30 protein-coding genes are annotated in these 24,472 nt (G+C 67.8%); 7 read left to right on the top strand and 23 right to left on the bottom strand.

Features of this window, described 5'->3' with window-relative positions; translation table 11 throughout:
• Positions 1–212: 212 nt before the first annotated feature.
• The 4 genes from NKJ07_RS06740 to NKJ07_RS06725 form a co-directional block, all read right to left on the bottom strand.
• The gene (locus NKJ07_RS06740; RefSeq protein WP_318569819.1) at positions 213–1,022 is read right to left on the bottom strand and encodes a nitrilase-related carbon-nitrogen hydrolase; all 810 of its coding nucleotides are present in this window, start codon (positions 1,020–1,022) and stop codon (positions 213–215) included.
• Positions 1,023–1,457, bottom strand: coding sequence for an SRPBCC family protein (locus tag NKJ07_RS06735; protein ID WP_318569818.1), 435 nt, complete (start codon positions 1,455–1,457; stop codon positions 1,023–1,025). It lies immediately after the preceding gene.
• 100 nt (positions 1,458–1,557) lie between these two features.
• Positions 1,558–1,782: a DUF7123 family protein gene (locus tag NKJ07_RS06730; protein WP_318569817.1), complete on the bottom strand. Its 225-nt coding sequence runs from the start codon at positions 1,780–1,782 to the stop codon at positions 1,558–1,560.
• 72 nt (positions 1,783–1,854) lie between these two features.
• Positions 1,855–2,034: a DUF7525 family protein gene (locus NKJ07_RS06725; protein WP_318569816.1), complete on the bottom strand. Its 180-nt coding sequence runs from the start codon at positions 2,032–2,034 to the stop codon at positions 1,855–1,857.
• Between the two features lie 102 nt (positions 2,035–2,136).
• Here NKJ07_RS06725 and NKJ07_RS06720 point away from each other — a divergent pair, with 102 nt between their 5' ends.
• On the top strand, positions 2,137–3,360 hold the full coding sequence (locus NKJ07_RS06720; protein WP_318569815.1) for an LEA/WHy family protein: 1,224 nt from the start codon (positions 2,137–2,139) through the stop codon (positions 3,358–3,360).
• 242 nt (positions 3,361–3,602) lie between these two features.
• Positions 3,603–4,202, top strand: coding sequence for a hypothetical protein (locus NKJ07_RS06715; RefSeq protein WP_318569814.1), 600 nt, complete (start codon positions 3,603–3,605; stop codon positions 4,200–4,202).
• Between the two features lie 3 nt (positions 4,203–4,205).
• On the opposite strand, the gene NKJ07_RS06710 is transcribed toward NKJ07_RS06715, so the two are convergent.
• From NKJ07_RS06710 to NKJ07_RS06660, 11 genes are all read right to left on the bottom strand, one after another.
• On the bottom strand, positions 4,206–5,237 hold the full coding sequence (locus NKJ07_RS06710) for a phosphate uptake regulator PhoU (protein WP_318569813.1): 1,032 nt from the start codon (positions 5,235–5,237) through the stop codon (positions 4,206–4,208).
• A 162-nt stretch (positions 5,238–5,399) separates the two neighbouring features.
• Positions 5,400–6,467 (bottom strand): ATP-NAD kinase family protein, encoded by a 1,068-nt coding sequence (locus tag NKJ07_RS06705; RefSeq protein ID WP_318569812.1) that lies wholly within the window; start codon positions 6,465–6,467, stop codon positions 5,400–5,402.
• Positions 6,468–6,604: 137 nt separating this feature from the next.
• Entirely contained in the window at positions 6,605–7,384 is a 780-nt protein-coding gene (locus NKJ07_RS06700) for a competence/damage-inducible protein A (RefSeq protein WP_318569811.1), read from the bottom strand.
• Positions 7,385–7,448: 64 nt separating this feature from the next.
• Complete coding sequence (locus NKJ07_RS06695; protein WP_318569810.1) at positions 7,449–7,670, bottom strand: helix-turn-helix domain-containing protein; 222 nt, start codon at positions 7,668–7,670, stop codon at positions 7,449–7,451.
• On the bottom strand, positions 7,667–7,798 hold the full coding sequence (locus NKJ07_RS06690; protein ID WP_318569809.1) for a hypothetical protein: 132 nt from the start codon (positions 7,796–7,798) through the stop codon (positions 7,667–7,669). Before NKJ07_RS06690 ends, NKJ07_RS06695 begins: the two co-directional genes overlap by 4 nt.
• A gap of 449 nt (positions 7,799–8,247) precedes the next feature.
• On the bottom strand, positions 8,248–9,030 hold the full coding sequence (locus NKJ07_RS06685) for a DUF5803 family protein (protein WP_318569808.1): 783 nt from the start codon (positions 9,028–9,030) through the stop codon (positions 8,248–8,250).
• Between the two features lie 16 nt (positions 9,031–9,046).
• Positions 9,047–9,718, bottom strand: coding sequence for a DUF2110 family protein (locus NKJ07_RS06680; protein WP_318569807.1), 672 nt, complete (start codon positions 9,716–9,718; stop codon positions 9,047–9,049).
• Positions 9,718–10,242 (bottom strand): transcription factor, encoded by a 525-nt coding sequence (locus NKJ07_RS06675; RefSeq protein WP_318569806.1) that lies wholly within the window; start codon positions 10,240–10,242, stop codon positions 9,718–9,720. Before NKJ07_RS06675 ends, NKJ07_RS06680 begins: the two co-directional genes overlap by 1 nt.
• A gap of 63 nt (positions 10,243–10,305) precedes the next feature.
• Positions 10,306–10,557, bottom strand: a complete 252-nt coding sequence (locus NKJ07_RS06670) for a hypothetical protein (protein WP_318569805.1) — start codon at positions 10,555–10,557, stop codon at positions 10,306–10,308.
• A gap of 39 nt (positions 10,558–10,596) precedes the next feature.
• Positions 10,597–11,142 (bottom strand): tRNA (cytidine(56)-2'-O)-methyltransferase, encoded by a 546-nt coding sequence (locus NKJ07_RS06665; protein ID WP_318569804.1) that lies wholly within the window; start codon positions 11,140–11,142, stop codon positions 10,597–10,599.
• A 23-nt stretch (positions 11,143–11,165) separates the two neighbouring features.
• On the bottom strand, positions 11,166–11,930 hold the full coding sequence (locus NKJ07_RS06660; protein ID WP_318569803.1) for a DICT sensory domain-containing protein: 765 nt from the start codon (positions 11,928–11,930) through the stop codon (positions 11,166–11,168).
• A gap of 151 nt (positions 11,931–12,081) precedes the next feature.
• Here NKJ07_RS06660 and NKJ07_RS06655 point away from each other — a divergent pair, with 151 nt between their 5' ends.
• From NKJ07_RS06655 to NKJ07_RS06645, 3 genes are all read left to right on the top strand, one after another.
• Positions 12,082–13,029 (top strand): NAD-dependent epimerase/dehydratase family protein, encoded by a 948-nt coding sequence (locus NKJ07_RS06655; RefSeq protein ID WP_318569802.1) that lies wholly within the window; start codon positions 12,082–12,084, stop codon positions 13,027–13,029.
• Positions 13,030–13,276: 247 nt separating this feature from the next.
• Complete coding sequence (locus NKJ07_RS06650) at positions 13,277–14,419, top strand: acyl-CoA dehydrogenase family protein (protein WP_318569801.1); 1,143 nt, start codon at positions 13,277–13,279, stop codon at positions 14,417–14,419.
• Positions 14,420–14,607: 188 nt separating this feature from the next.
• On the top strand, positions 14,608–16,725 hold the full coding sequence (locus NKJ07_RS06645; RefSeq protein ID WP_318569800.1) for a histidine kinase N-terminal 7TM domain-containing protein: 2,118 nt from the start codon (positions 14,608–14,610) through the stop codon (positions 16,723–16,725).
• A 96-nt stretch (positions 16,726–16,821) separates the two neighbouring features.
• Here NKJ07_RS06645 and NKJ07_RS06640 read toward each other — a convergent pair whose 3' ends face one another.
• Positions 16,822–17,193, bottom strand: a complete 372-nt coding sequence (locus NKJ07_RS06640; RefSeq protein ID WP_318569799.1) for a DUF8048 family protein — start codon at positions 17,191–17,193, stop codon at positions 16,822–16,824.
• Between the two features lie 150 nt (positions 17,194–17,343).
• Between NKJ07_RS06640 and NKJ07_RS06635 the strand changes: the two genes are divergently transcribed.
• Positions 17,344–18,312, top strand: coding sequence for a carbohydrate kinase family protein (locus NKJ07_RS06635; RefSeq protein ID WP_318569798.1), 969 nt, complete (start codon positions 17,344–17,346; stop codon positions 18,310–18,312).
• 8 nt (positions 18,313–18,320) lie between these two features.
• Here the strand turns inward: NKJ07_RS06635 and NKJ07_RS06630 are convergent, their stop codons facing one another.
• From NKJ07_RS06630 to NKJ07_RS06600, 7 genes are all read right to left on the bottom strand, one after another.
• The gene (locus tag NKJ07_RS06630) at positions 18,321–19,091 is read right to left on the bottom strand and encodes a hypothetical protein (RefSeq protein WP_318569797.1); all 771 of its coding nucleotides are present in this window, start codon (positions 19,089–19,091) and stop codon (positions 18,321–18,323) included.
• Between the two features lie 6 nt (positions 19,092–19,097).
• Entirely contained in the window at positions 19,098–20,234 is a 1,137-nt protein-coding gene (locus tag NKJ07_RS06625; protein WP_318569796.1) for an actin-like salactin, read from the bottom strand.
• Between the two features lie 24 nt (positions 20,235–20,258).
• Positions 20,259–20,921 (bottom strand): FlaD/FlaE family flagellar protein, encoded by a 663-nt coding sequence (locus NKJ07_RS06620; protein ID WP_318569795.1) that lies wholly within the window; start codon positions 20,919–20,921, stop codon positions 20,259–20,261.
• 88 nt (positions 20,922–21,009) lie between these two features.
• Complete coding sequence (locus tag NKJ07_RS06615; protein WP_318569794.1) at positions 21,010–21,516, bottom strand: chemotaxis protein CheD; 507 nt, start codon at positions 21,514–21,516, stop codon at positions 21,010–21,012.
• Positions 21,516–22,697, bottom strand: coding sequence for a chemotaxis protein CheC (locus NKJ07_RS06610; protein WP_318569793.1), 1,182 nt, complete (start codon positions 22,695–22,697; stop codon positions 21,516–21,518). Before NKJ07_RS06610 ends, NKJ07_RS06615 begins: the two co-directional genes overlap by 1 nt.
• A complete protein-coding gene (gene cheY, locus NKJ07_RS06605) occupies positions 22,694–23,062 on the bottom strand; it encodes a chemotaxis protein CheY (RefSeq protein WP_318569792.1) in 369 nt (122 codons plus the stop codon). Before cheY ends, NKJ07_RS06610 begins: the two co-directional genes overlap by 4 nt.
• A gap of 64 nt (positions 23,063–23,126) precedes the next feature.
• Complete coding sequence (locus tag NKJ07_RS06600; RefSeq protein ID WP_318569791.1) at positions 23,127–23,669, bottom strand: DUF7500 family protein; 543 nt, start codon at positions 23,667–23,669, stop codon at positions 23,127–23,129.
• Between the two features lie 154 nt (positions 23,670–23,823).
• Here NKJ07_RS06600 and NKJ07_RS06595 point away from each other — a divergent pair, with 154 nt between their 5' ends.
• On the top strand, positions 23,824–24,165 hold the full coding sequence (locus NKJ07_RS06595; protein ID WP_318569790.1) for an ArsR/SmtB family transcription factor: 342 nt from the start codon (positions 23,824–23,826) through the stop codon (positions 24,163–24,165).
• Positions 24,166–24,472 lie beyond the last annotated feature (307 nt).

Below are 24,472 nucleotides of genomic sequence, written 5' to 3'. Positions count from 1 at the left end.
AAGGCGCACCCCTGCCGGGCTCAGGGGCAGGCCGAACGTTCCGGGAAGTGCCACAGTAGACCCCGATACTGCGGCGTCGACGCGGTGTTTTCGTTGAGTGCCAACTTCGACGAGAAAAGCGTCGGTCGTTGGCGAATACTGCTATGGGGAGCAGCGAGTTAAACCCACCGACTGCGGATGGGTCGAACGTGTTCGACCGCGAACGTGAACGGTCATCGACGACGGTCGTTCCACGCCGGGAACTCCTCGCGGATCTCGTCGACGCGCTCGGGCGTCACCTCGGTGGTGACGAGCGTGGGCTCGTCGCCGGCGCTGGCCAGCAGCGTCCCCCACGGGTCGTAGATAGTCGATCGCCCCAGGAGCGTCGCGTCGTCGAACTCCGCGGCCCCGTTGATCGTCGCGACGTAGACGAGGTTCTCGACGGCGCGGGCCCGCGGGAGCAGTTGCCAGTGTTCGACCCGGGGGTAGGGCCAGGCGCTCGGCACGAGGACGAGCGTCGTCTCCGCCGCCGCCAACTCGCGGTAGAGTTCGGGGAAACGGAGGTCGTAACACGTCGTAAAGCCGATCGTGAACCCCTCGAAGTCGACGGTCGGGAGGCGTTCGCCGGGGGTCAGGAGTCGGGTCTCGGCCGAGCCGTAGCCGAACAGGTGGTGTTTCCGGTAGACCGCCCGGCGGCGGCCGTCACGGTCGAAGAAGACCGCGGTGTTGGCCAGGCCCTCGTCGACGGGCACGTCGACGCCGGCGTCGGCGGACGCGGCGAGGTCCTCGACGATGCTCCCCGCGAGGAGGCCGACGTCGTGCCGGTCGGCGAGGGCGCTCATCGCCGACAGCGTGGGGCCTTCGACGCCCTCGGCCTCCCGGGCGTACGACTCGAACGCGAAGTAGCCGACGTTCCACAGCTCCGGGAGGGCGACGAGGTCGGCACCCCGGGCCGCGGCGCGCTCGATGGCGGCGGTCGCGCGGTCGTGGTTCCCGGCGACGTCCCCGGTCCGTTGTTCGAGTTGGATGAGCGTGAGCTGCATCTACGCCGTGAGTTCGAGCTCGCGCCGGAGCGCCCGTTCGAGGTTCCGGAGCTCGCGATCGAGGTTCTTCTTGAAGAAGCGCTCGACGCCCGGCAGCCGGCCGTCGACGACGAACTCATTGACCAATCGACACGACGAGTCGTCGACCCGCTCGACGGTGTGTTCGCCGGTGACGCGCATCACCCGCGACTTGCCGACGAACTTGACGTACTGTGGCGGGTCGACGACGACGTCGCGCGTCTCCACCTCGGCCGTCTGGCTGATGACGGGGATGGGAAGCGTGATGTGCCACGTGGCCCGGTCGCCGCTTTCGCCGACCTCGAACCGTTCGACGACGCTGATCGCCTCGGCACGCTTGCCGGGGTCGGAGATGAACTCCCAGACCCGCTCGCCCGGAGCGTCGAACTCGAAGGTCCGCTGGACACGGACTGTCATACGAGTAGATCGGTGCGAGCCGATAAAAAAGCGCGGAATCGTCCGGGACCGCACGAAGAGAGCGGAGCACAGAGCCAGTGGACGGAACCGAGGAAGAGACTCAGGACGGCGTCACGCGCCAGGTCGTCGACCGGGCGCGGCCCCACTTTTCGATGTCGACCTCGTCGGATTTCTCCGCGAGCGTGGGGAGCCGCGCGCCGACCTGTTTCGCCGACAGGCCGATCGCCTCGGCGATGTTCTTAGCACGGAAATACCGCTCCCCACACGAGACACTCTCTCGCAGGTACGCGACAATCCGCTTCTCTTCCTCGGTGTATTCAGTCATCGTTCAGGCTATGGCGCAGACGTTCTTAACGGTTACTTGTGGAACCTCAATCCCGAGAACAGGGCGTAGGTGTTACCAGTACAGCTGGGTGAAGACGACCGCCAGCATCGCGGCCACCATCGCCAGGGCGAACCCCCACGCCTTCGTCAGCTGTCCGGGACCGGCGAGCATCACTGCGGCACCGACGAGCGTCAGGAGGGAGAGTACCACTGCGAAGCCGATTCCCTTGTCGGAGCTGACCGTAGATTCCATGTTTCGGGGAAGCGCGAGTGCGTACTTAGTTCATTCGACACCGCGTCTCACGTTCGATCCCGAGAGACGAGGATTTTTGTACACCGTTGGGCCACTCCGGGCATGGACGTTCGTTCGACGCTGTCGGACTCGCCGCGACGGACGGTCGTGGGTGTCGTGGTCGTTCTCGTCGCCGTGGTCGGTGCGGCCGTCGCGCTCGGGATCCTCGGCTCGCCCACCGTCACCGGCGTCGAGAACCGCTTCGGCGGCGTCAACGAGAGCGCGACCGTCGTCGAGTCGAACCTCACCGTCTCGAACCCCAACCCGGTCGGCGCGTCGCTCGGCGGCCTCACCGTCGACTACGCCGTCGAGATGAACGGGGTCCGGATGGCGGAGGGGACGAAGGCCGGCGTGTCGGTCCCGCCCGGGCAGTCGGTGCTGCCCTTCCGGACGACCCTGGCGAACGACCGGATCCCGACGTGGTGGGTGAGCCACGTCCGCAACGACGAACGCACCACGCTGACGGTCGACGCGGCCGTCCACTCCTCGGCCGTCGACTCGCCGTTCGGGGCCCCGCAGGTCACTCGCACCGTCGAGACCGACCTGCTCTCGGAGTTCGACTCGACGGAGCCACGGCCGGTGAACGCCAGCGCCCCGCTCGTCACCGACCCCGTCGTCTACGTCAACGAGACGAGCGCGTCGTGGGGCGCGGTGACGACGGAGACGACCGAACTCGACCTCGCGTTCGTCGTCTACAACCCGAAGCCGTACCCCGTGGGGATGACCGAGGTGGGCTACGACGTGTCGATGAACGACGTCACCCTCGGCGAGGGAGCGACAGACGGCGGCGTCGTGATCCCGCCCGGCGAGACGCGGACGATCGAAACGACGACCCGGATCCGGAACGAGAACCTCGACGAGTGGTGGGTGACGCACGTCGAACGGAACCAGGTCTCCGAACTCGAGATCGACTTCGCCGCCCGCCTCGACCTCCAGGCCACCACCATCGAGGTACCGCTGACCGCGCTGACGTACACGAAGACCGTCGAGACCGACGTCTTCGGGACCAAACCGGAGTCGACCGCGACCGCGAGCGGGGCGGAGACCACCTCCGGCTCGGACCGGGTGACGACGACCGAGACGGCGGTGCCCGACGGACGAACCACCACGGCGACCACGACGACTGTCCCGACGGCGACACCGGCACCGACCACGACGGATGTCCCGACACCGACCGACGACGGCGGACTGCTAAACGGCGGCGAGGCGACACGGACCCCGGAGCCGGAGTCGACGCCGACCGACGACGGCGGACTGCTCGGCGAGACCCGCGCGCCTGTCCGATAGACCGGACCGATCCGGCCGCGCCGTCGGGGGGACCCCCTCGGTCGCCGACACACGGAACGGGGTCGGGCCGTCCGGCACCGTCTCCGTCGCCGGAAGCGTGAAACCTCGGGTGGCCGTACCGTGACCTGTGAACCGATGACACGGCACGGTCGTGCGTCGAGTCGGGCGCGCTCACCGCAGTCGCCGGCCCCCGGCGCGTCGAGTGGTGACGCCGCCCGGAGCGTGGGCACCGGACGAGTACGATGAGGGACGGAGCCGTCCGCGCCCTCCACCTCGTGGCGGTGTTCCTTGGCTTCGCGCTGGTGCTGGAGGGCCCGGACCTGCTTCTCGTCGCCGCGTTGGACGTCCAGCTCTGGCTCCCCGTCGGGATCGCGAGCGGGCTCCTCACACTTCCGTTGCTGCCCCGCTGGGGTGTCGGGTTCGTCCCCCCGTGGACGATGCCGACCTACGGCGTGGAGACGCCGCTCCGCCGGGTCGTGGGGTATCACCTGACCTGTAGCGTCCTCGCGGCGTGGCTCTGGACGGCCCCGACGCTCCGCCTCGTCGCCTGGGTCCACAGGCACCGGGGGGTCGAGACCGGCGTGATCGGCGGCGTTCCCGCCGACGTGGTGTCGGTCGCTGGCGGCCTCCTGCTGGCCGGGCTGCTGTTTTTCCTGCCGGCACTCGCCCTCTTCGTCCGCGTCTCCACGTTCCGGACGGCCGTCGATCTCCACGGGGATCGCGCGACCGAACTGCTCCGTCCCGGCGTCGCGGCGATCGGGAGCTACCTGGTGGCCGGCGTCGTCGTGTCACTCCTCCTCTTCGTCCGGTTGGCGTCGCGAACGGCCCCACCCTTGGGGTAGGTCTCAGATCAGCGTGACGTGCTCGGACTCCTCGTTGAGCGCGAGGTTGGCCGCGATTTCGGCGTTCCGCATCGCGTACTGCGCGGTCTGCTGGAGGCTGACGAGCACTTCGCGGACCTGCAGCAGCTTCTGGTTGTCCATCTCTGGGAGGTCGTCGAGGATCTCCCGCTCGCGGTCCCTGAGATCGCGGAACAGGTCCCGCACCTCGATGGTGAGGTCGTAGTCGCGATCGACGACCGCTCGGACGGCCGTCACGGTGATCTCGTCGACCTGGTCGGTGAACTCACGGATGCGGCGCATCGTCGCCGAGTCGACGTCGAGCGTGTTGTCCTCGGCGTCGAGACAGATGTTGGCGATGTCCTCGGCGTTGTCCGCCGTGAGTTCGAGGTTCTTCGCTACCGACCGGTAGCCGATGAGCGGGAAGCCCTCCTCGAGTCCCACGGCGCGGGCGAGGCTCGGGTTCTGGTACGCCGTGAAGATCAGTCGCAGGAGGAGGACGAAGATCTTGTTCGCCTGCCGTTCGCGGTTCAGCGCGCGCTGGGCGAGATCCGGGTTACCGTGGGCGAGCGCCTTGACCGCCTCGCCACGCATCGTACTGCCCGTGTTCTCCAGCCGTTCGAGGAGGTTGTCGAGCGTGAAGTCCTCGGGGTCGACCGAGCACCGGATGGCGATTCGCTCGGGCGTCTCCTCGATGACGCCGAGCCCCATCAGCTGTGTCTCGGCCTTGTAGACGGCATTGATGTGTTCGGAGTCGAGCGCCCCCTCGGTCTTCTCGATGTGGATGATGCGTCGGCCGAGGACGTACTGGGCGACGATGGCGCGTTCGAGCGCGTTCGCGTTCAGTTCGTCCGCCCGGATGATCGCCTTCGAGTCCTCCGTGTTCGCCGACTCGGGGAGCACCGTCAGTGTGCCCTTCCCGCCCATCCGTAACGACACCTCGTCTCCTTTCTCGACACCGTGTTCCTTCGCCCACTCGGCCGGCAGAGTCATCGCCAGCGTCGACGGACCGAGTCGCTGGACCTTCCGCGTCTCCATATACACCTGGTTCCCCTTCAATGACCTTAATCTTCACCATGTGAAGCTAATACAACATAATTCTCTTTGCTATATCGACATATGACGTTATCATATAGTTACAATATCAAAGGTACCCCTCCGGTCGGGGCGAGCCGGTCGGTCATTGGCGGCTTCCGGAGCTCAGACGATCTCCATCATCCGCTGTTCGACGCGGCCGACGCGAACACGGGTCCAGCCACGGAGCTCCGCGTCGAGGTCGGGGTCGTCGGTGTCGACTCGGAGCACACCGATGTCGTCGAGTTTCGCGCGCGAGGCGACGACCCGCAGGTCACACCGCCGAATCACCGCTGGCGACAGCTGTGGGTTCCCGCGGCCGAAGACGAACCCCTGCCCGCCGATGGGCGAGACGACCACGACGTTCTCCTCGTCGAGCGACGCGAGGATCTCCGCTTCGGAGCCGTCGCGGACGATCACCTCCCCGTCGCGCCAGACGTCGACGCCGAGGGGCGACCCCTCGAACCCGAGCGCGCGTTTGACCGCACCGAGGGTGCTCCCCGGCCCGAGGACGTACGTGACCCCCCCGCGGACGTCGGCCGCGACACCCTCGGCGAGCGTCTCGACCGATCCGCCGCCGGTCTGTTTCGACGACTGGAGATTCTCAGCGACCGGGACCCACGCGACGGCGCGGAGTTCGGGGTGGACCTCCCCCTCGCGGTAGGCGTCCTCGTCGATGTCCATCACCTCGCGCTCTTCGGTCCGAGTGAACGTCGCGGCGACCGCCGCGGCGTCCTCGGGCGAAACCGCAAACACCGACGAGTACACCTTCACCCCGGCGGGGACGCCAAGCATCGGCGTGTCGGAGCCGGCGTCGGCCGCCGACAGCGCCTCGGCGACGTCCGCCGCCGTCCCGTCACCGCCGACGAACAGCACGAGATCGACGCCCGCCGTCGCGAACGCCGCCACCGCTCGCCGCGTGTCGGCCGCCGACGTCTCCCTCTCGGGAGCGCCGACTACCCTCGGCTCGAAGCCGGCCGCCCGGGCCAGGTCGGCCCCCATCGGTGCCCCCCAGGTCGACACCGTCGCGTCGGGGACACGCGCCGCAAGGGCGTCGAGCGACCGTCGGGCGCGGTCTGGGGCGCGCGGCTCCGCGCCGCGGGCCCGCGCCTCGGCGACCTTTCCATCGGTTCCCTTCAGGCCGACGCGGCCGCCCAGTCCGGCGATGGGATTGACGACGAAGCCGACGTGCATAGCGTGTGTTGTGTGGGGGCAGGCAAAAACGCCCTGTCTCGCCGCCCGCAGTCGCCGGAACCGCCACGGTTATGCGGGGTGGGCAGGTCCGTTCGAGTATGAACCCCATCGTGCTTCAGGAGGCCGCGGGGGCGGTGTTACCGATCGGCGCGACCGGCGCTGCCGTTCTGATCGCGAGCCTTCTCGTCACCGTCGCCTGGCTGCTCTCGCTCGGCCGCTGACGCCTCCTCGTCCATCGGTGTCACTCGCTCGCGGAGCCAACCGGCCGCCGACTCAACCGCCTCCTCGGTCGCCCCCGAGAGCTTCAGCCGGACGGACTCCCCGGGGTACGAGCCGACCGTCACCGCGAACCGTTCTTGCACCGCCTCCATCGCGGGGATGAGCGACGACTCGGGGTCGGACGTCTCGACCACCGCGGTGTAGCTCCGCTCGCCCGCGAACTCCCCTTCGACTTCGTCGAACATCGCCTTCATCTCGTCGGGGACGCCCGGCAGAACGTACACCGACTCGACGACCGCACCCGGCGCGACCCCCGCCCGGTTCGGGAGCATCCGCGCCCCCTCCGGGAGGTGGGTCGTCCCGTCGACGAGGTCGGCCGCCTGGTACCCGCCGTGCGTCGTGAGCCACGCCAGCGCCTCCTCCGACTGGACGACCGACCGGCCGAACGCGGCGGCGACCGCCTCCATCGTCACGTCGTCGTGGGTGGGGCCGAGCCCACCGGTGACGACGACGGCGTCGTACTCCGCGCGGTACTCGTTGACGACGCGGGCGATGTCGGCGACCCGATCCGGAACGGTCGTGACGCGTTCGACCGTCACCCCCCGATCGGTGAGCCGTTCGCAGAGCCACGTCGCGTTCGTGTTCACCGTGTCGCCCGCGAGGAGTTCGTCGCCGACGGTCACGACTGCTACGCGCATACCCGGCGTACGAACCCGACGATAAAAAGCACGCGGCGTCGACCGTTGCGGTGTCGTGTCGACGTCACTCGACCTGCGGCCGACCGTCCCCGAGCGTCGAGAGCGCAGCCCTGAGCGTCTCCACGCGGTTCTGGTACTCCTGGATGAACCGCGCCGCGGCCTCGTCGCTGTCGACCGGCGTGAACTCCCGTGGCGTCGACTTCTCGATGTCGACGAGGTCCATGTCGGCCAGTTCCTCCGCGGCGTCGTAGACGCGAGTGCGGGGGACGTCGGCCGTGTGGCTCACCTCGACGGCGGTCCCCCCGACAGGGCCGTGAGCGCGACGAACGTCCGGGCGGCGTACAGCCCCAACCCGAGTTCGGTGAGCTGTTCGACTGCTTGCTCGCGCGGGGTGTCGGCATCGGATTTAGTCATCGGTCTGGTGATGTCCGGCGGTGGCGTGATGAGAGGGACACATCACGACCAGACCAGCGTCTAACCGAGTGTCCAGGATCCACATACCCGACAAACGAAACACGGCGTTGAAAACACTTTGTGAGTGAAGGTGTGACACGTTAGCGGTCTGGTGAATCCGGAACCGCCCGCCGAGGGCGCACGATTCGGGTCCGGGCCGAGGGTACGGGGTCCGTTCCGCCAGCTCCGACCCGTGTTGTCACTCGAAATGTCACAAAGATTTACAAAAAGCGCCCACTCAGGAGCGAGGTGGGAGAAGCTACCGACCGACCGGTTTCCCCCTTCCCCCCCCACTGCCGGCAGTGCGCAGGTCGCCCCCGACTGCCTGCGCTCGGCTTCTCCTGTTCCTCCCGTCGTCGCCGTGGGACGCCCGCTCGGCTTCCGTCCCGGGCGGGCCGCCGCCGAACGGATCACCGCATCCCCGGCGGCGGTCCGTCGTCCTTCTCCTCGACGTCCACGTCGAGCCCCATCTCCTCGCGTAGTTCGCGCAGTTCCTCGATCTGGCGTTTGTAGTAGAACGCCCCGCCCAGGCCGATCACGAGCGAGACCGCGGCGATGGCACCGAAGATCGGGATGTCCCGCTGGAGGTAGTACTGGACGGTGACCCCTCGTCCGGTGACCTCCGCCCAGCGGATGTGCGTCTGTCCGTCGATGGTCTCGGCGGTCGACCCGCGCGGCGACACGGAGCCGAAGACGGGGATGTCGACACGGCGGTTCGGCGGGAGCACGACCTCGTACGATCCCTCGACGAACACCGGGAGGCTGAACCGCTTCGGAGTCGCCCCCGCGGTGAACGCGAGTTGGCCTCCGTCGGCGTCGTCGGGGAAGCTGACCGTGACCGTCTCGCGCGAGCGGTTGAGCGCCCCACCCTGCGCCCCGAGCTCCGAGCCCGAGATCACCGTCCCGTTCGGGTAGCGGTACCGGACGGCGCGGACGTCCAGAGGGTTGCGACCGCCGAAGCCGTCGCGTCTGAACAGCTCGATGCTGTCGCCAGTGCCCGAGACGTTGTAGACGCCGCGGAACGACGAATCGGTCTGGATGGTGATGTGGACGTCGCGGTCGGTGTCCCACTGGTACGGTTCGGCCGGCTCTTGGTCCAGCTGCTCGTTGGAGATCGCGCCGGGACCGAAACAGCCGGCGGTGAGCGCGAGGACGGCGAGACCGACGAGAGCGAGGAGATGGCGGCGGTTCATCGAGGTGGTGTCGAACCTAGGGGATGACGCACTTCAATTCCGCGGGAAGGTAGCCGCCGATGCTGGCCAACAGCCCCGGCGGGTCGGTCCCCTCCGCGCAGACGATGCTCTGTTCGAGGAGGCCGAGCCGCTCGACCGTGACGATGTCCTGTGCGTGACCCGCGCGGTTGACCGTCGACCGCGCTTCACCGCGCGTGGTCGAGTTCACGTTGACGCGTCCCGACCCGCGTGACCAGTCGTAGAGGCGGTCGCGCTCGGCGTCGGCCAGCCGCGAGGGCTCGCCGTAGACGAACGTGAGCGGGAGGTGCTGGACGAGCCCGAACCGGTCTCGGATCTGCGACGGCGTGCCCGCCCCGAGGCCGAGTTCCGACGCCGAGATCCGGACCCGAACGCCCGCGTCGAGGACGAACCCCTCGTCGTCCCACGATTCGAGTGTGCCGACGTAGGTCTCGCCCTCGGCGAGACGACCGTCGGTGGGGATCTCGCCCCACCGCTCGCGGAGGAGGTTTCGGGCGACCGTCGCGTCGTCGCCCTCGACCGTGACCGAGACGAAGTCGTCGTCGCGGACGCCGACGGTCCACTCCACCGAGAGCTCGCCGAGGTCGTCTTCGATCATCGAGTGCATCCCGTCGAGCGATCGCGACCGCGCGTCGCCCTCGACGTAACACTTGGTTGCGAGGACGACCATCAGCCGGTCACGTCGACGTTGAGTTCGTCTCTCAACTCTTCGATGCGGCGGTTCATCGCCTCGACGAGTCGCCCGTTCTCCATCGACTCGAGCGGGGAGCCACACTCGGGACACTCGAAGCCGAAGTCCATCGCCTCGCCGAACTCGAACCGGAGCGAACAGACCTCACAGAGGTAGAACTCGTGGGTGCGTTCGTACTCCTCGCGGTCTTCGAGCGCGTCGAGGAGGCGGTACATCTCCTCTTCGAGGTTCTCGGGGACGTTCTCGTACTCGAACGTCCAGAGGTACGTGAGCCACCCCGAGTCCTCGTCGCGCACGCGGCGGTAGGAGGCGAGGTCGTTCTCGTAGAGGATAAAAAGCGCCCGGCGAACGTCGTTGAGTTCGAGGCCGAGCTCCTCGGCGAGTTCCTCGTCGGTCACCTCCCCGTCCGGCGGTGCGGCCGCAACCGGCATCCCCGTCGGTCCCACCAGTTCGTGGAGGTACTTCTGGATGACCGGATCGTTCAGCAACTCCTCAAAAGCCATTGGTCTCCTTTCCGCCGCTCAGTCGTTTCAAAGTTCCGGATGTGTGATGCGGACCGTCACGGCTCAGCCGTGCCGGCTGAAGTGGTAGACGATCCCCCACACGAACGACAGCGACACCATCACCACGACGGTGCCGGCGAACTGTTCGTTGAGTGGGACCGACGCGCCAGTGACCGACCTGACGAGCCGGATCGCGGCGATCGACGCCTCCCCGAGCGGGGGGGCGTACGACCAGAGATACTTCGACAGCATCGTTCCCACGATGAGGGTGGCGAACGCCGAGAGCGCGTGCGAACCGCCGGTCGTTGCGGGCATACCCCGAAATCATCGTGTATTTCTGATATATGTAGGGGTTCAGCGCTCCTCGCTCGCGTCGACCACTCGCTTCCCGGTCGACTTCGGCACCACCCGTTTCTCCGCGTCGGCCCACTCCCGCTCCAGTTCCCGGCCCTCGAACAGGCGGTCGAGGAACACCGCCAGCCCCGCGACCTCCGAGTGCGGCTGGTTCGTCACGGCGACGTTCCAGTCGGCGGCGTCGTACACCTCGAACGGGACCTTCTGGGACCCGACGACCACGAGGAGGGGCTCGTCGGTGTGTGCCTCCCGGATCGCGGTTTCGACGTCCTGGACGCGCTCGCCGTACATCGTCAGGTGGACGACGCGTCCGCCCCACTCCCGGAGGACGGGCCGCCACTCGTCGACGACGCTGACCTCGAACGGGCCGCCGAAGCGGGCGGTGACCCCCTCGACGGTCGCTTTCGACTGTGACGTGTCGCCGACGAGCAACGCCCGGTCGGCTCCGAGCGCGCGAGCCGTGAGGGCGACGTGCGTGGTCATCCGGTCGTCGCGCCCGGGGCGGTGCCCGAGCCGGAGAACCGTGACCGCGGGTTCGTCGTGCATACCCGCCAGTCGCCCGTCGACGCTCAAGGCAGTTCGCTTTCGTTCGTCGCCGGGAACCGCGACGCGCTGGCGAACACCCGCTTGACGACCGCGGGGTCGTACGTCCAGAACCCGGTGAACCCGTCGGTGCGCTCCTCGGCGACGAGCCCACACGCCTGTCCCGGTGTCCGCCCGCCGTCGTACGCCATGAACCAGACCATCCCCAGTTCGTCGCCGTCGCCGTCGGTGTGGAACGTCGCCTCCGGGACCATCGGCGGCGTTCCCTCGATCTCGCCATAGAGGTGCACGTCGAGCCCGCGCTCGGTGAGCGCGGTGTAAACGTCCGTCTGGGTCCGCAGCTTCGACAGCGACTGAAACCCGGCGTCGAGGCGGCCGGTGCCGACCCGCCAGGCCCGGTCTTCGATCTCCCGGGAGGCCGCGAGCAGTTGGCGACGGCTGAGCGACGAGAACACGGTGTCGGGCAACAGCGAGGTGAGCTTCCGGTAGGCCGCCTCGACGACGTCCGACGAACCCACGTCGTGGATCTCGGGCCGCTCGAAGTCGTAGACCGCCGGCAGGTCGACGCTCCCCAGGTAGCGATCCCCCTCGGTGACCGTGAGGAACGGCTCGCTGGCGTCGTGTGGCAGGTGCCGGTGTTCGAGCGCCACGTGTCGCGTGTCGAAGATCGACAACAGGGTGTCGGGAAGCCGCGGAGCGTAGACGGTGATCGTGCGGCGGCGCTCTTCGACGTCGGCGATGAGATCGGCGAACGACGGTCGGGACGGCTCCGCAGTCACAGTACACTGCATGCCAGTCACACGTATTACAGTTCCGCCGTCGCCGCCGTGGACGTCCTCCGAGCGCCACCGCGGACGTCTCACGCGTCCCGTCCGCCGGCGCGGACGCACCACTTCCCGGTATCAGAACGCACTTATCCGTCGGTCGGGACGTGGAAACGACATGGATCTCTCCGACAGACGCGTCGTCGTCACGGGCGGTGCGGGGCTCGTTGGCTCGCATCTGGCGGCACGGCTCGCCGCCGACAACGAGGTCGTCGTCGCGGACGACCTCTCGAAAGGCACGGGCGAGCGCGTCCCCGACGGCGTCGAGTTCGTTCAGACCGACATGACCGACCCGGGCGACGTCGCCGACGCCATCACCGCCGACATCGATATGGTCTTCCACCTCGCGGCGTACACCGATACGAACTACGGCAACCCTCGACAGCTGTTCGAGGAGAACACAGAGATGACGTACAACGTCCTCGAACGGATGGACGAGGTCGGCGTCGACCACGTCGCCTTCACCTCGTCGTCGACGGTCTATGGAGAGGCACCGATGCCGACGCCCGAGGACTACGCTCCCCTCGAGCCGATCTCCGTCTACGGTGCCTCCAAACTCGCCGACGAGGGGCTCGTCTCCACCTACGGCCACTCCTACGGGATGACCGCCTACGTCTTCCGCTTCGCCAACATCGTCGGGCCCAAGCAACGGGGGAACGTCATCCCCGACTTCATCGAGAAACTCCTCGACGACCCCGAGACGCTGGAGATCCTCGGCGACGGCCGCCAGGAGAAGTCGTATCTCCACGTCGAAGACTGCGTCGACGCCATCTGCCACGTCGTCGAACACGCCTCGAAACCCGTCAACACGTACAACCTCGGGACCCGGACGACGACCTCGGTCACGAGGATCGCCGACATCGTCGCCGACGTGATGGGGCTCGACCCCGACTACGAGTACACGGGCGGCGACCGCGGCTGGACCGGCGACGTCCCCCGGATGCGGCTGTCGATCGAGAAAGTGTCGGCGCTCGGGTGGGAGCCCGCGACGCAGTCGGACCAGGCGGTCAGGAGCGCGGCCGAACAGTTGTCCGAGGAGTTGCGGGCCGAGCGAGCGGCCGAGTAGCGCACACGCCCCAGGCGGCCTCCCGCGATGTCGGCACGCGGGAGCGACCGGAACGAACGAGCGCCCGCTGGGGAGGTGTGAGGCGTTTCGTCGCGCCCGGATTCCGCGGAACCCTGTGGGCTTCCTCGACGACATCGATCATCGTCGCGACGCCGTCCGACACGGGCCTCGAGACCGGTCGAACGACACGCGCCGGGCGACGCGGGTCGGCGCTGACTTTATCATCGCGCTCTGGCAAGCGTTGCCCATGAATTTCGAGGTTCCCGCGGAACACCGGATGGTTCGCGACGAGGTCCGGGAGTTCTGCGAGGCGGAGATCGACCCGATCGCCCAGGAACTGGAGGACGAACACCGCTTCCCGCGGGAGGTGTTCGAGGAACTCGGGCGTCTCGACGTGATGGGCGTCCCGATCGACAAGGCGTACGGCGGCCTCGGCGGCGACCAGTTGATGTACGCGCTGGTCACCGAGGAACTCGGGCGCGTCTCCGGGGGGATCGGGCTCTCGTACGCCGCCCACGTCTCGCTCGGCTCGAAACCCATCGAACTGTTCGGCACCGACGCCCAGAAAGAACGGTGGCTCCGCCCGCTCGCCGAGGGCGAAACCATCGGCGCGTGGGCGCTCACCGAGCCCGGAAGCGGCTCCGACGCGAGCGACATGGACACCACGGCGGTCAGAGACGGCGACGAGTGGGTGTTGAACGGGACGAAGCAGTTCATCACCAACGCGAACGTGGCGGGCTCGATCCTCGTGAAGGCCGTCACCGACGCGACCGAGGGGTACGACGGCATCTCGACGTTCATCGTCTCGCCCGAGGAGGACGACGGCTTCGAGGTGACCACGGTCTGGGACAAGATGGGCCTCAACTGTTCGCCGACCTGTGAGATCCAGTTCGACGACTGTCGCCTCCCGGAGGACCGGCTCCTCGGGGGGGAGGGCGAGGGGTGGAAACAGACGATGAAGACGCTCGACGGCGGCCGGATCTCCATCGCGGCGCTCTCCGTGGGACTGGCACAGGGCGCGTACGACGCCGCGCGCGACTACGCTCGGCAGCGCGAACAGTTCGACCAGCCGATCTCGAAGTTCGACGCCGTTCGCGACACGCTGGTCGACATGTACCGCAAGACCGAGCGGGCGCGGCTCCTGACCCACAAGGCCGCGGTCCGGTACGACGCCGGCGAGCGGGTCACGACGGAGTCCGCCCTCGCCAAACTCGACGCCAGCGAGGCCGCCCGTGAGGTGGCCGAAGACGCCGTCCAGGTCCTCGGCGGCTACGGGTACACGACCGATTTCGCCCCACAGCGCTTCTATCGCGACGCGAAGCTGATGGAGATCGGCGAGGGGACCTCGGAGATACAGCACCTCATCCTCGGCCGACAGCTCGGGCTCTGATCGTCCGATCGCCCCGGGCGGACGCCGAGACCCCGTGAGAACCGCTTGCGGGCCGTGCGGATCGGGTTCCAGGTATCAGAGGCGATACCCGGGCCTGACCTTTTAATTGTGTCAGGAGTGACCACCGTAGCAGTCAGACGACCGGCCAGCCAGAACGGGAACCATGCCAGGATGAGCGTGAGAAGACCATGACCACGGACGTGGTGTACGCAGCCGCGCTGTTCGCGGCGGGCGTCGTGTCGGCAGCGACGGCCATCGCGGTCCTCGGTCGCGTCCGGAGCTACACCCAACAGATCCCGCTGGCGTTCGCCGCCGCTACGCTCGCGGCCGCCGTGTGGGCGACCGCGTACGGCTTTCACCTCCTGTTAGCCCCCGCCGACGGGTCGTCGTTTTGGGCCCGCGTCGTGTGGCTCGGGGCTGCCCCGCTCGCGACGTTCTGGTTCCTCTTCGTCCTCTCGTACGCCGGGTTCGAGGACCTCCTCACCCCCCCGACCGTCGCGCTCTCGCTGGTCGAACCCGCGGTCGTCGTCGCGGTCGTGCTCTCCGACGGGAGCGCCGACCTGCTCTCGTTCGCCGCCGGAACGCCCGTCACGACACGGCTAACGTCGGCGGTCACTGGCCCGCTGCTCGTCTTCCACACGGTGTACTCCCTCGTGCTCGTGGTCGTCGGACTCGCCGTTCTGGTCCACCTGCTCACGCGCTCGCGCCGACTCTACCGACGGCAGACCGTCGTCGTCCTGGTCGCCTCGATCGTCCCGCTCGCCGCCCTCGGCGCGACCGTGGTCACCCCAGGGTCGACGCGCGGTGTCGGGCTCACGCCCGTGTCGTTCGGTGTCTCCTCCGTGACCGTACTCGTCGGGCTCTACCGGCACCAACTGTTCGACATCAACCCGATCGCCCGCGACGCCGTGGTCGGGCAACTCCGCGACGGGGTGGTCGTCGTCGACGACCGCGGTCGGGTGGTCGAGACGAACCCCCGAGCCAGACGGATCTTCGACACCGCCGAGGGAGCGCTCCTCGGCGAGTCGCTGTCGGAGGTTCCCGAGTACGGCCCGTCGCTCCGTCGACTCGTCGACGGCGAGGCGGACCGCGAGGAGTTCGTGATCGACGGCGAGGGTCAGCGGCGCTTCTTCGAGGCGACGGCGAGCCGCTTCGACGGCCAGCGGGAGTACGAACAGGGGCATCTGCTGGTCCTGCGCGACGTCACCGAGCGTCGCCACGCCGAGGCGGAGTTCCGCGCGCTCATCGAGAACTCCCGGGACCTCATCACGGTGCTCGGTCCCGACGGAACGCGGACCTACTGTGCGCCCTCGTCCGAGCGCGTCCTCGGTTACGACCCCGACGACCTCGTCGGTCGTGACGCGTTCGAGTTGGTCCACCCCGACGACCGCACGGCGACCCGCGAGGCGTTCGAGGAACTCGTCGCGGACGGCTGCGGCGCACAGGCCAGGATCGAATACCGCGCCCGTCACGTCGACGGCTCCTGGCGGACGTTCGAGGCGGTCGGCGTCAACCTCGTCGACGACCCCACGGTCGAAGGGGTCGTGGTGAACGCGCGCGACGTGACCGGTCGTCGTCGCTACGAGCAGCGGCTCCGCGTGCTCAACCGGGTACTCCGTCACGACCTGCGGAACGAGGTGAACGTCATTCAGGGACACGCGGATCTCCTCCTCGGCGAGGGCGTCACGGCCGAGGCGAAAGAGCACGCTCAGGTCATTCGCCGAAAGGCCGAGACGCTCGTCGACCTCGGCGAGCAGACGCGCAAGATCGACTACACGCTCCACAGCACCGACGGCGTCAAGAAGCCCGTCGAGATCACGGATCCGATCCACGACCGGCTCGACGCCATCCAGGCGGAGTTCCCCGGGGCGATCGTCAGCCGAGAACTCCCCGACGAGCAGTGGGTGCTCGCCGACGACCTCGTCGAGTCCGCGCTGTTGAACGTCGTCGACAACGCCATCGAACACAACGACCGCGTCGTCCCGCAGGTCGCAGTCGAGATCGAGCCCGTCGTCCACGATGGGATCGAGTACGTCGAGGTGCGCGTCGCCGACAACGGACCGGGCATCCCCGAGTCCGAACGACGCGTCTTCACCGAGGGGATCGAGACCCCACTAAGCCACGGCAGCGGCCTCGGTCTCTGGCTGACACAGTGGATCGTCACCCGGTCGAACGGGCACCTCGACTTCGAGGAGAACGACCCGCGCGGGGCGGTCGTCCGGATCCGCCTCCGGGAGACGTCGCCCCAGCACGCGACCGAGACGGAGACGGTGTCGTCGGCCTCCTCGACTGTGTCGACGGACTAGTGCGCGAGCGATCGACCGTCACCGACCGCGCCGTGCGGCCACGCGCTCTCGTTCTCCGGTGGCTGTTCGACGCCGGCCCAGGCCGATTTCGATTGGTCACTCGCGGGTGAGCACCATTGCACTGCGATCGCCGGTCGGCCGGCACCCGACGCTGGCGTCGAGCTGCCGTCGGTGGACCGCCCGAAGCGCCGCCGCCTCACGGCCGTCGAGCCCGAGCGACGCCGCGTACTCGGGCCAGACGGTCCCCGCGACGGACAGATAGTAGACGTCGGGCCATCGCTCGATCACGGGATCGTTCGGAAACGCGTTGCGCCACTCGTAGACGATGTCGTCGACGCCCGGGAGACGCCGGACGAGTTCTTGGTGTCGCCGAACCAGGTCGCGAAGCGCCGCGGTCGGCACGTCGTGAGTCCGTGCGACCGCCGCGAAGACACCGTCGTCGAACGGGGCGAGCGGATCGCGCGTCATGCGTCGAGAGGAGTCCCGGGCGAACATAACGACCCCGCTCCCGATGTCGACTGTTCGGTGGGTCCTCCGGCCGGTCGTGCCCGGCCCCGTCGGGAGCGATGGTGCGCGAAACGAGGTGGTTTCAACTACCGTCTCGGTGTAGCCGGTGGCATGACACGGACCGTCCTCGTCGCCGGCGAGACGCTCATCGACTTCATCCCACAGCAGACCGGCCCCCTCGCGGCTGTCGAGACGTTCTCACGTCGGGCCGGCGGTGCGCCCGCGAACGTCGCCGTCGGCCTCGCGCATCTCGACACCCTGCCCGAGTTCTGGACGCGCGTCGGTGACGGCGCCTTCGGCGACTACCTCACCGGGGTGCTCGCCGACGCCGGCCTCGCCGACACCTACGTCGAAGTCGACGAGGAGGCGAAGACGGGGCTCGCCTTCGTCAGCCTCGGCGAGGAGGCCGAACGCGAGTTCTCGTTTCACCGCCACGAGAGCGCAGACACCCGACTCCAGCCCGGTCGGATCGACGACGCCGCCCTCGCGGACGTCGAGTGGGTCCACGTCGGCGGCGTCACGCTCGCCGACGAGCCCGCACGGACCGCGACGCTCGACCTCGTCGACCGGGCACGGGAGGCGGGTTCGACCGTCTCGTTCGATCCGAACGCCCGGCCCGAACTCTGGGCCGGCGCGGACGCCTCGTTCGCCGAGACCCTCGACGAGGTCCTCGGACGGGTAGACGTCCTGAAGGCGACGCCCGACGACCTCGGCGCGGCCGGGATCGACCACGACGCACCGGAGCGGACGGCCGAGGCCCTGCTCGACCGTGGCCCGCACACGGTCTTCCTGACGCTCGGCGGCGAAGGGTCGGTCGCCGCCGCGAGCGCCGACGCGCCGTGGGCCGGCGCCCCGACGACCGTCGCGCACGACGGCTACACCGTCGAACCGGTCGACACGACCGGGGCGGGCGACGCGTTCACCGCGGGGATCATCGCCGCCCTGGTCGACGGGGCGGGACTCGACGAGGCGCTGGGCTTCGGAAACGCGGTCGCCGCCGTGACCACCACGGCACAGGGCGCGATGACCGCCCTGCCGACCCGCGAGGAGGTCGCCACGTTCCGTGCCGAACAGTCCTGAGCCGGCGTCTAGGAGACGGCGAGTTCGTCGGCCAGTTCCCGTTCGAGTCGCCCGACGGCCCGTTGGCCGGCGGCCGCGGACGGGAGGCGGATCGTCACGTCGTCGTCGCCGGCGCGTTCGACCACGAGGGTCGGCTGCCGACCCCGGAGATACCAGACGGCGAGCGCGACCGCCACGAGGCCGGCGACGACCCCTCCAAGGATGAGCGCGTCGACGAACAGGCCCAAGAGCGTGCCGGCGAGCGACAGGAACGACAGCAGGCCGCCGACCCCGGGCGTCTCCGCCGCGCCGGAGCTCACACTGAACAGCGAGCGCAGGCCGAACGACCGGGCGACGAGGCCGCTGCCGAGGAGCAAGACGGCGTAGACGACCGCCCGCGAGACGTACCCGAGGACCGTCGCGTTCCCGCCGCCCGTCGTCCCCACGCCGACGACGTTCGGCCGGTCGATCGAGGTGAACCGGGTCCCGGCGGCGGCGGGGTCGTACACCAGCACGCGGTGGGTCGTCGCGACGACCCAGCCGCGCCCGACGTCGATCCGCTCCGTGATCGCCTCGCCGGCGAGGAGGTAGCGGGTGGGCGAGAGCGCTGCTTCGGACTCGGGCTCAGGCTCGGATTCCGGTTCGGCGTCGGCCTCGGTCTCTGTGGCCGACAGGTCCGTGCTCCAGACGAACGACGCGGGGTCAGTCGGTCGCTCCCTCGATCCGTCTGGCGTGTCCTGTGAGCGGTCGGTCGGGACGTCGGCGTCGGCCTCGGGGTCCGTGTCGACGTCGGAGCCCATCGGTCGTTATAGGCGCTCTGCGAGCCGGGTCGCGATTCGCTGTGCGCCCTGTGCGGCCGCGAGGTCGGGTCGCTCCGGGGCCGTCGCTTCGACCTCCCGGTTCAGTTCCTCGCCGAGGCGGGTCTCGAACTCCGAGACGATCCCGGGGATGCAGGCCATCCCACCCGTCACGGCGATCGGCCGTGACAGCGCGATCTGGTAGGGCTTCATGTGGCTGTTCGCCAACTCGGAGAGGAACTCGTTCGCCACCTCGTCGACGACCTCGTCGACGTAGTCGTCGAGCGGATCCATCACCGAGCGCTCGATCGTGAACTCGTGGCTCCCGCCGCCGGGCTGTTGGATGACGTCCGTGAACGGCTCGAACGCCGCGAAGTCGCCGTGTTCTTCCTTGTACTCGCGGGCGGTGGTCCGGTCGATATTGACCCGTCCTTGGGTCTCCTCTTCGACCGCGTTCGCGATCCGTCGATCGACCTCGTTGCCGGTGACCGAGCCCGTCGAGAAGGGCGACAACTGTTCGCCGTGACGGTACGCGCAGGCTTCGAGATTCGTCGATCCCATGTTCACCGCGAGGAAGATCTCGTCGATCGCTTCGAGATCGTCGCCGAGTGCGGGGATCGACCCACAGAGCGACTCGGGGAACGAGCGGACGAGCGCCCGGCCGATCCCGCTCTCCTCGATGACGGCGCTGAGGTTCGCGAGACCGGCCTCGTTCTCGATTGTCGGGATCGCGTAGACGACGGCGCTCTCTTCTGGGATGCCCTGTGAGTCGACGAGTTCGGAGAAGAACTGTTTCGCGAGGTCCGCGTTCTCGTCGTCCTCGGGGAGCCCCGAGCGGAGCATGTACCGGACCCGATCGGGGTACTCCCGCGCCGCCTGTTCGCCGTAGATGACGCGTTCTTCGCCCGTCAGCGGGTCGTCGTACGTCGAGAGACACGTGAGCGTTCTGACCGTGCGCAAGGAGCCGTCCTCCTCGGGCACGTAGATCACGGTCCGTGTGCTCCCGAGTTTCACCCCGATCGGGAGCGGCCCGTCGCCGGCCTCGAACGCGGCTTCGGCGGACTCGTCGCCCGTTGCTTCGGTCTCCTCGTTCTCGGCTTCATCCTCGCTACCGTCGGTCGGTTCTGCACCCGCTTCGTCTGCCATGGTTGGCGCTGGACCGCTACCCACTTAACTCATCGAGGCGAGTCGGGCGACGTACACGAGACTGAGCTGGTGATCGTCGACGTTGAGGTCGTGCGAGCCTGTTCCCTCGTCGGAAAAGCCGATCAGGTAGTCTTGGAGCGACGACTCGACGTCCTCGGTAATCCAGTCGATCGTCCGGTAGTACCGGAGGGCGTCCATCGTCCGCTTGAAGCCGCCCTTGAGCACGAGGAATTCGAGCCAGTCGAAGATGACGCGCTCGGCCGCGTACTTTTGGGGGATCGATCCGAGGTACGGCTTCGTCATCTCCTCGGCGATCGTCGCGGACTGGTGGAGGAACAGCTGTTCGAGCTGGTTCGAGCGCAGCGCGTCGGCGGCCGGCCCACGGGTCGGCTCCGGGTTGCCCCGGCCGTTCGTCGCGGGCCCACGGTCGGGTCTCGGACCGACCCGACTCCCCCCGCCGAAGCGTCCACGCGGTCCGCGGCGGCCGTCGACGCCGTTCCGTCGCGGTGCGGACTCGTCGGTGTGTCGCGGCGCTGGGTCGTCCCCGCGTCGCGAGCCCGTGTCGTCGGCGTGTGGAGTCGGATCGTCGGCGTCCCCGCGCCGGCCCTCGGGGCGGTCGACCGCCCGTCGCTCCGCTGCCATCTGCCGCAACTCCTCCGGGTCGTAGTCTTCGGGGTTGACGTTCATGATGTAGTCTCGCGAAACCGACTGTTAATACAGCTGACCAGTGCGACGTGTATAAATCTATTCTGCTGAGTATCGATTATGATACTGGCTACAGCGTATGTGTGCCGGCCGAGGCCGACCTGACGTGCAAGTCGCCGGTTGCCCCGTCGAGTTCGAGCGATCGACCGTGGTCGCCGCCGACGTCCGTGCCATCGATGGGGATTCCGAGCGCCAAGAGCGTCTCGCGGGCTGCTGCGACGTTCCGATCGCCGACGCTCTCGTCGGTCGAATCGAACTCGAACATCGTACTCCCCCCGGCCAGTTTCGCGCGGATCCGACGCCGTGAGGCACCCGCTCCCTCCATCGCCACGATCAGCGCGTGGACCGCGGTGTCGACGTACTTCGCCTCGTCCTCTCTGCCCTCCCCGGCCGGGAGCATCGCGTGGGCGAGCCCGCTGATCCCGGCACGGTCGTCGTACAGCGCGATCCCGACACAGGAGCCGAGCCCACTCGTCGAGAGTCGGCTCTCGCTGTCGCCGACCGCGAAGTCGGCGATGCCGACCTTGATGCGGTCGGTGCGCCGGCGGGCCGGCGGATCGCTCGTGTAGACTTCCATCAGGCTGGGTGTGCCGATAGCTGGTCGAGCGCCTGGCGCAACTCCTTCTCGTTCGGTAACGCGTAGATGTCGCAGGTGAACTCGTCGTCGTCGGTCCTGATGGTCGAGTCGATCAGGAAGGCGTAGTCCTGCGCCTGGGCGAGTTCGGTGGCCAGGGGGTCGATGATCGCCGGACCGAGGTCGTGGACGAACTGTGGCGGGGAGATCTCGATCGTCGTCTCGAGTTGGTTGGCCCAGCCATCGAGGAAACCCGACGTGATGATGTTGCCGATCTCCTGTATCGCGCTCTGGCGCATCGCCTCCCCGGCGTCCGCGCCCGGGAGCAGCGCCGCGGCGATCTGCTCCGAGGAGGTCTCGTCGAAGAGAATGGCGATGTAGCCGCTGGGGACGCCCATGAACTCGAGGACGACGCCGACGCGGGTCGCATCGTCGAGCTGCATCGGGACCCCCTCGATCGGGACGAAGCTCAACCGCGAGACGTCGACGACCGTCTGCGTGCCCGTCATCGCCGAGATGTCCGCCGACGCCTGCTCGGCACCGTCGGAGATCATGTCGCTGAACGTGGTGAGCGTCTCGATCGGGACCGCTTCCTCGGCGTCGGTCGCCGTGTCGACGATCGTCTCGATCGTCCCCGCGGTCGGCACCATGTAGAGATAAAAAGTCACCGCGTCGGCGGTCGTTTCGAGCTGGTTGCGGAAGACGAGGACGTGCTCGTTTTCGCCCTCCAGTCGGTCGCCGACGGCGAACCCGTCGAGCGGCCCGTCGCTGTCGACGTCGAGGTAGGTCGGAGTCGTGATGTCGATGCTGGTCTCGAGGTGGTTCGCCCAGCCGTCGATGAAGCCGCCGAGCATGATGTTGCCGACCTCTTTGAGCCCCGACGTCGCGAGTTCGTCCCCTCCAGCACCGCCGGGGAGGATCGCCTCGACGACGTTCGACGCTGCCTCGCGGTCGAACGCGAGGATCGTCCGGCCGTCGAGCCCGCCGCTGAACCCGATCCGGACGCTCACGAAGTCGTTGTCACGGAACTCACACTCGACGTCGGTGGCGGTCTCCAACTCGATCTTGGTCACGTTGACCCGCGTCTCCATCCCAGTCAACTCTGAGAGCGACCACGCGGCCTTCTCGGCGCCGGAGTGTGCCAGCTGACTGAACGTCCGGAGCGCGTGGACGTCGAGGTTCATACCTTCGCCTTCGCCACGTCGTCGATCGCCTGCAGGACGTTGGGTTTCTGGAACGGCTTGGTGATGTAGCCGTCGGCGCCGGCCTCGACGGCCTCGCGCATCTTCTCCTCCTGGCCGACGCTCGTACACATGATAACCGACGACCCCGGGTCGATCTCCTTGATCTCCGTCGTCGCCTCGATCCCGTTCCTGATCGGCATCACGACGTCCATCGTCACCACGTCGGGGTTCAGTTCACGGTACAGTTCGACGGCCTCGACGCCGTTTTCGGCCTCTCCGATCACGTCGTGTTCGCCATCGAGGAGCTGCTTCAGGGGGTTCCGCATGAACGCGGAGTCGTCGACCACCAGCACTGTGTTCGCCATACAGTCCTGATTGCTGAAATCACCGCATAAATACTTCCCACTGGTTATCACGATCGATAGCAAACTACTCGTCGGCGTCGGGCGGGATGACGAGCCCCTCGTCGCGAACGATATCGATCAGCTCCCGGATCGAGTCGTCGGGCGAGAGGTCGTGCGCCGCGAGCACGTCGGCCACCGTCCGTGCCGGATACCGCACCGGGAGGCGGGCGGCGAGACAGAGGATGCCGAGAACCTCCGGGGCGGGCGTGTCGTCGTCGACGTTCGCCGCGTACCACGTGAGTAACTCGCGAAAGACCGCCCCGGGATCGTCCGAGGTGCTCTCGTGCACTGCGACTTCGTCGTCGAACCGTCCCGCGATGACGAAGCCGTTGGCCGCCGAGACCGACTCCAGGTGCTCGACCAGCGCCGACCGCGGATCGGGCTCGGGTGTTGATGCCTCGCGGAGGTCCGCTCGAAGCTCCGCCAGGTCGCGGTCGTCGGCCCCCGCGTTCTCCGTGGCGATGACGTACTGTCCGTCACGCAGCTCGTGAACCTCCTCGTTCTTCGTGATGTCGAGGTCGTCGGGCTCGACCACCCCCTCCTCGTCGTTCGGCCCGCGCGGTGCCATACGGGAAGTGGTCGAGACGTGATAATAAGCCCATCGGGGAGCCGACTCTCTCTGACCGAACCCAGCGTGCGGCGCCGGTGGGAGTCGAGACCCGTATCCGTCAAGCACGTAACCAATACATTGACATTAGTCGGTATCATGAACGAAAACACTGATGGACCCAGACAGGACACTCGCGGCCCTCGGAAACGATTACAACCCAGATATCCTCCGCTCTGCGCACCAGCCCCACTCGGCACAGGAGTTCAGCGACCTGCTCGACATCCCCATCGCGACCTGTTACCGACGCATCGAGGAACTGTCCGAGGCCGGGCTGTTGACGCTCCACGATCGGGTTCTCTCCGACGAACACCGTCGGACCAACGTCTACCGGCGTGAGGTCGACGAGATCAACGTCCGGTTCGAGGACGACGACCTCGTTCTCAACGTCACCGAACGGCCGGAAGTGAAGAACAAACTCGACGACGTCTGGCGTCGAATCGCCCAAGACAACTGACCCGCCGCTGACCGCGGCGCGCTGGTTCCTGCGTCCCTGGTCCCTCCGTCCCCCTGTTCCTGAGTCGAGAGAGCGGTCGGCCGGGGAACTCGTCCGGGGTGCAGCTCTAGACCTGTCCTGGTCTTTGTTCCGAATCGTTCTCCAGATCTATACTGGTCCGTCGTTCCGGATTGCGTTACATACCCGTGTACGGACGCGTGTATTCGTATGAGAGTCAGTATCCTTGATTGATTTTCTCTCGTGATAATCAGGGGAGTATGGTTATGTATCCACTACCGCTCGATGCGAGTAAGGCCCGGACCCCGTC

The organism is Salinigranum marinum, assembly GCF_024228675.1.
Classification (GTDB): domain Archaea; phylum Halobacteriota; class Halobacteria; order Halobacteriales; family Haloferacaceae; genus Salinigranum; species Salinigranum marinum.
Note: the sequence above shows the minus strand (reverse complement) of the source record. Positions and strands in the feature narration are given on the sequence as shown.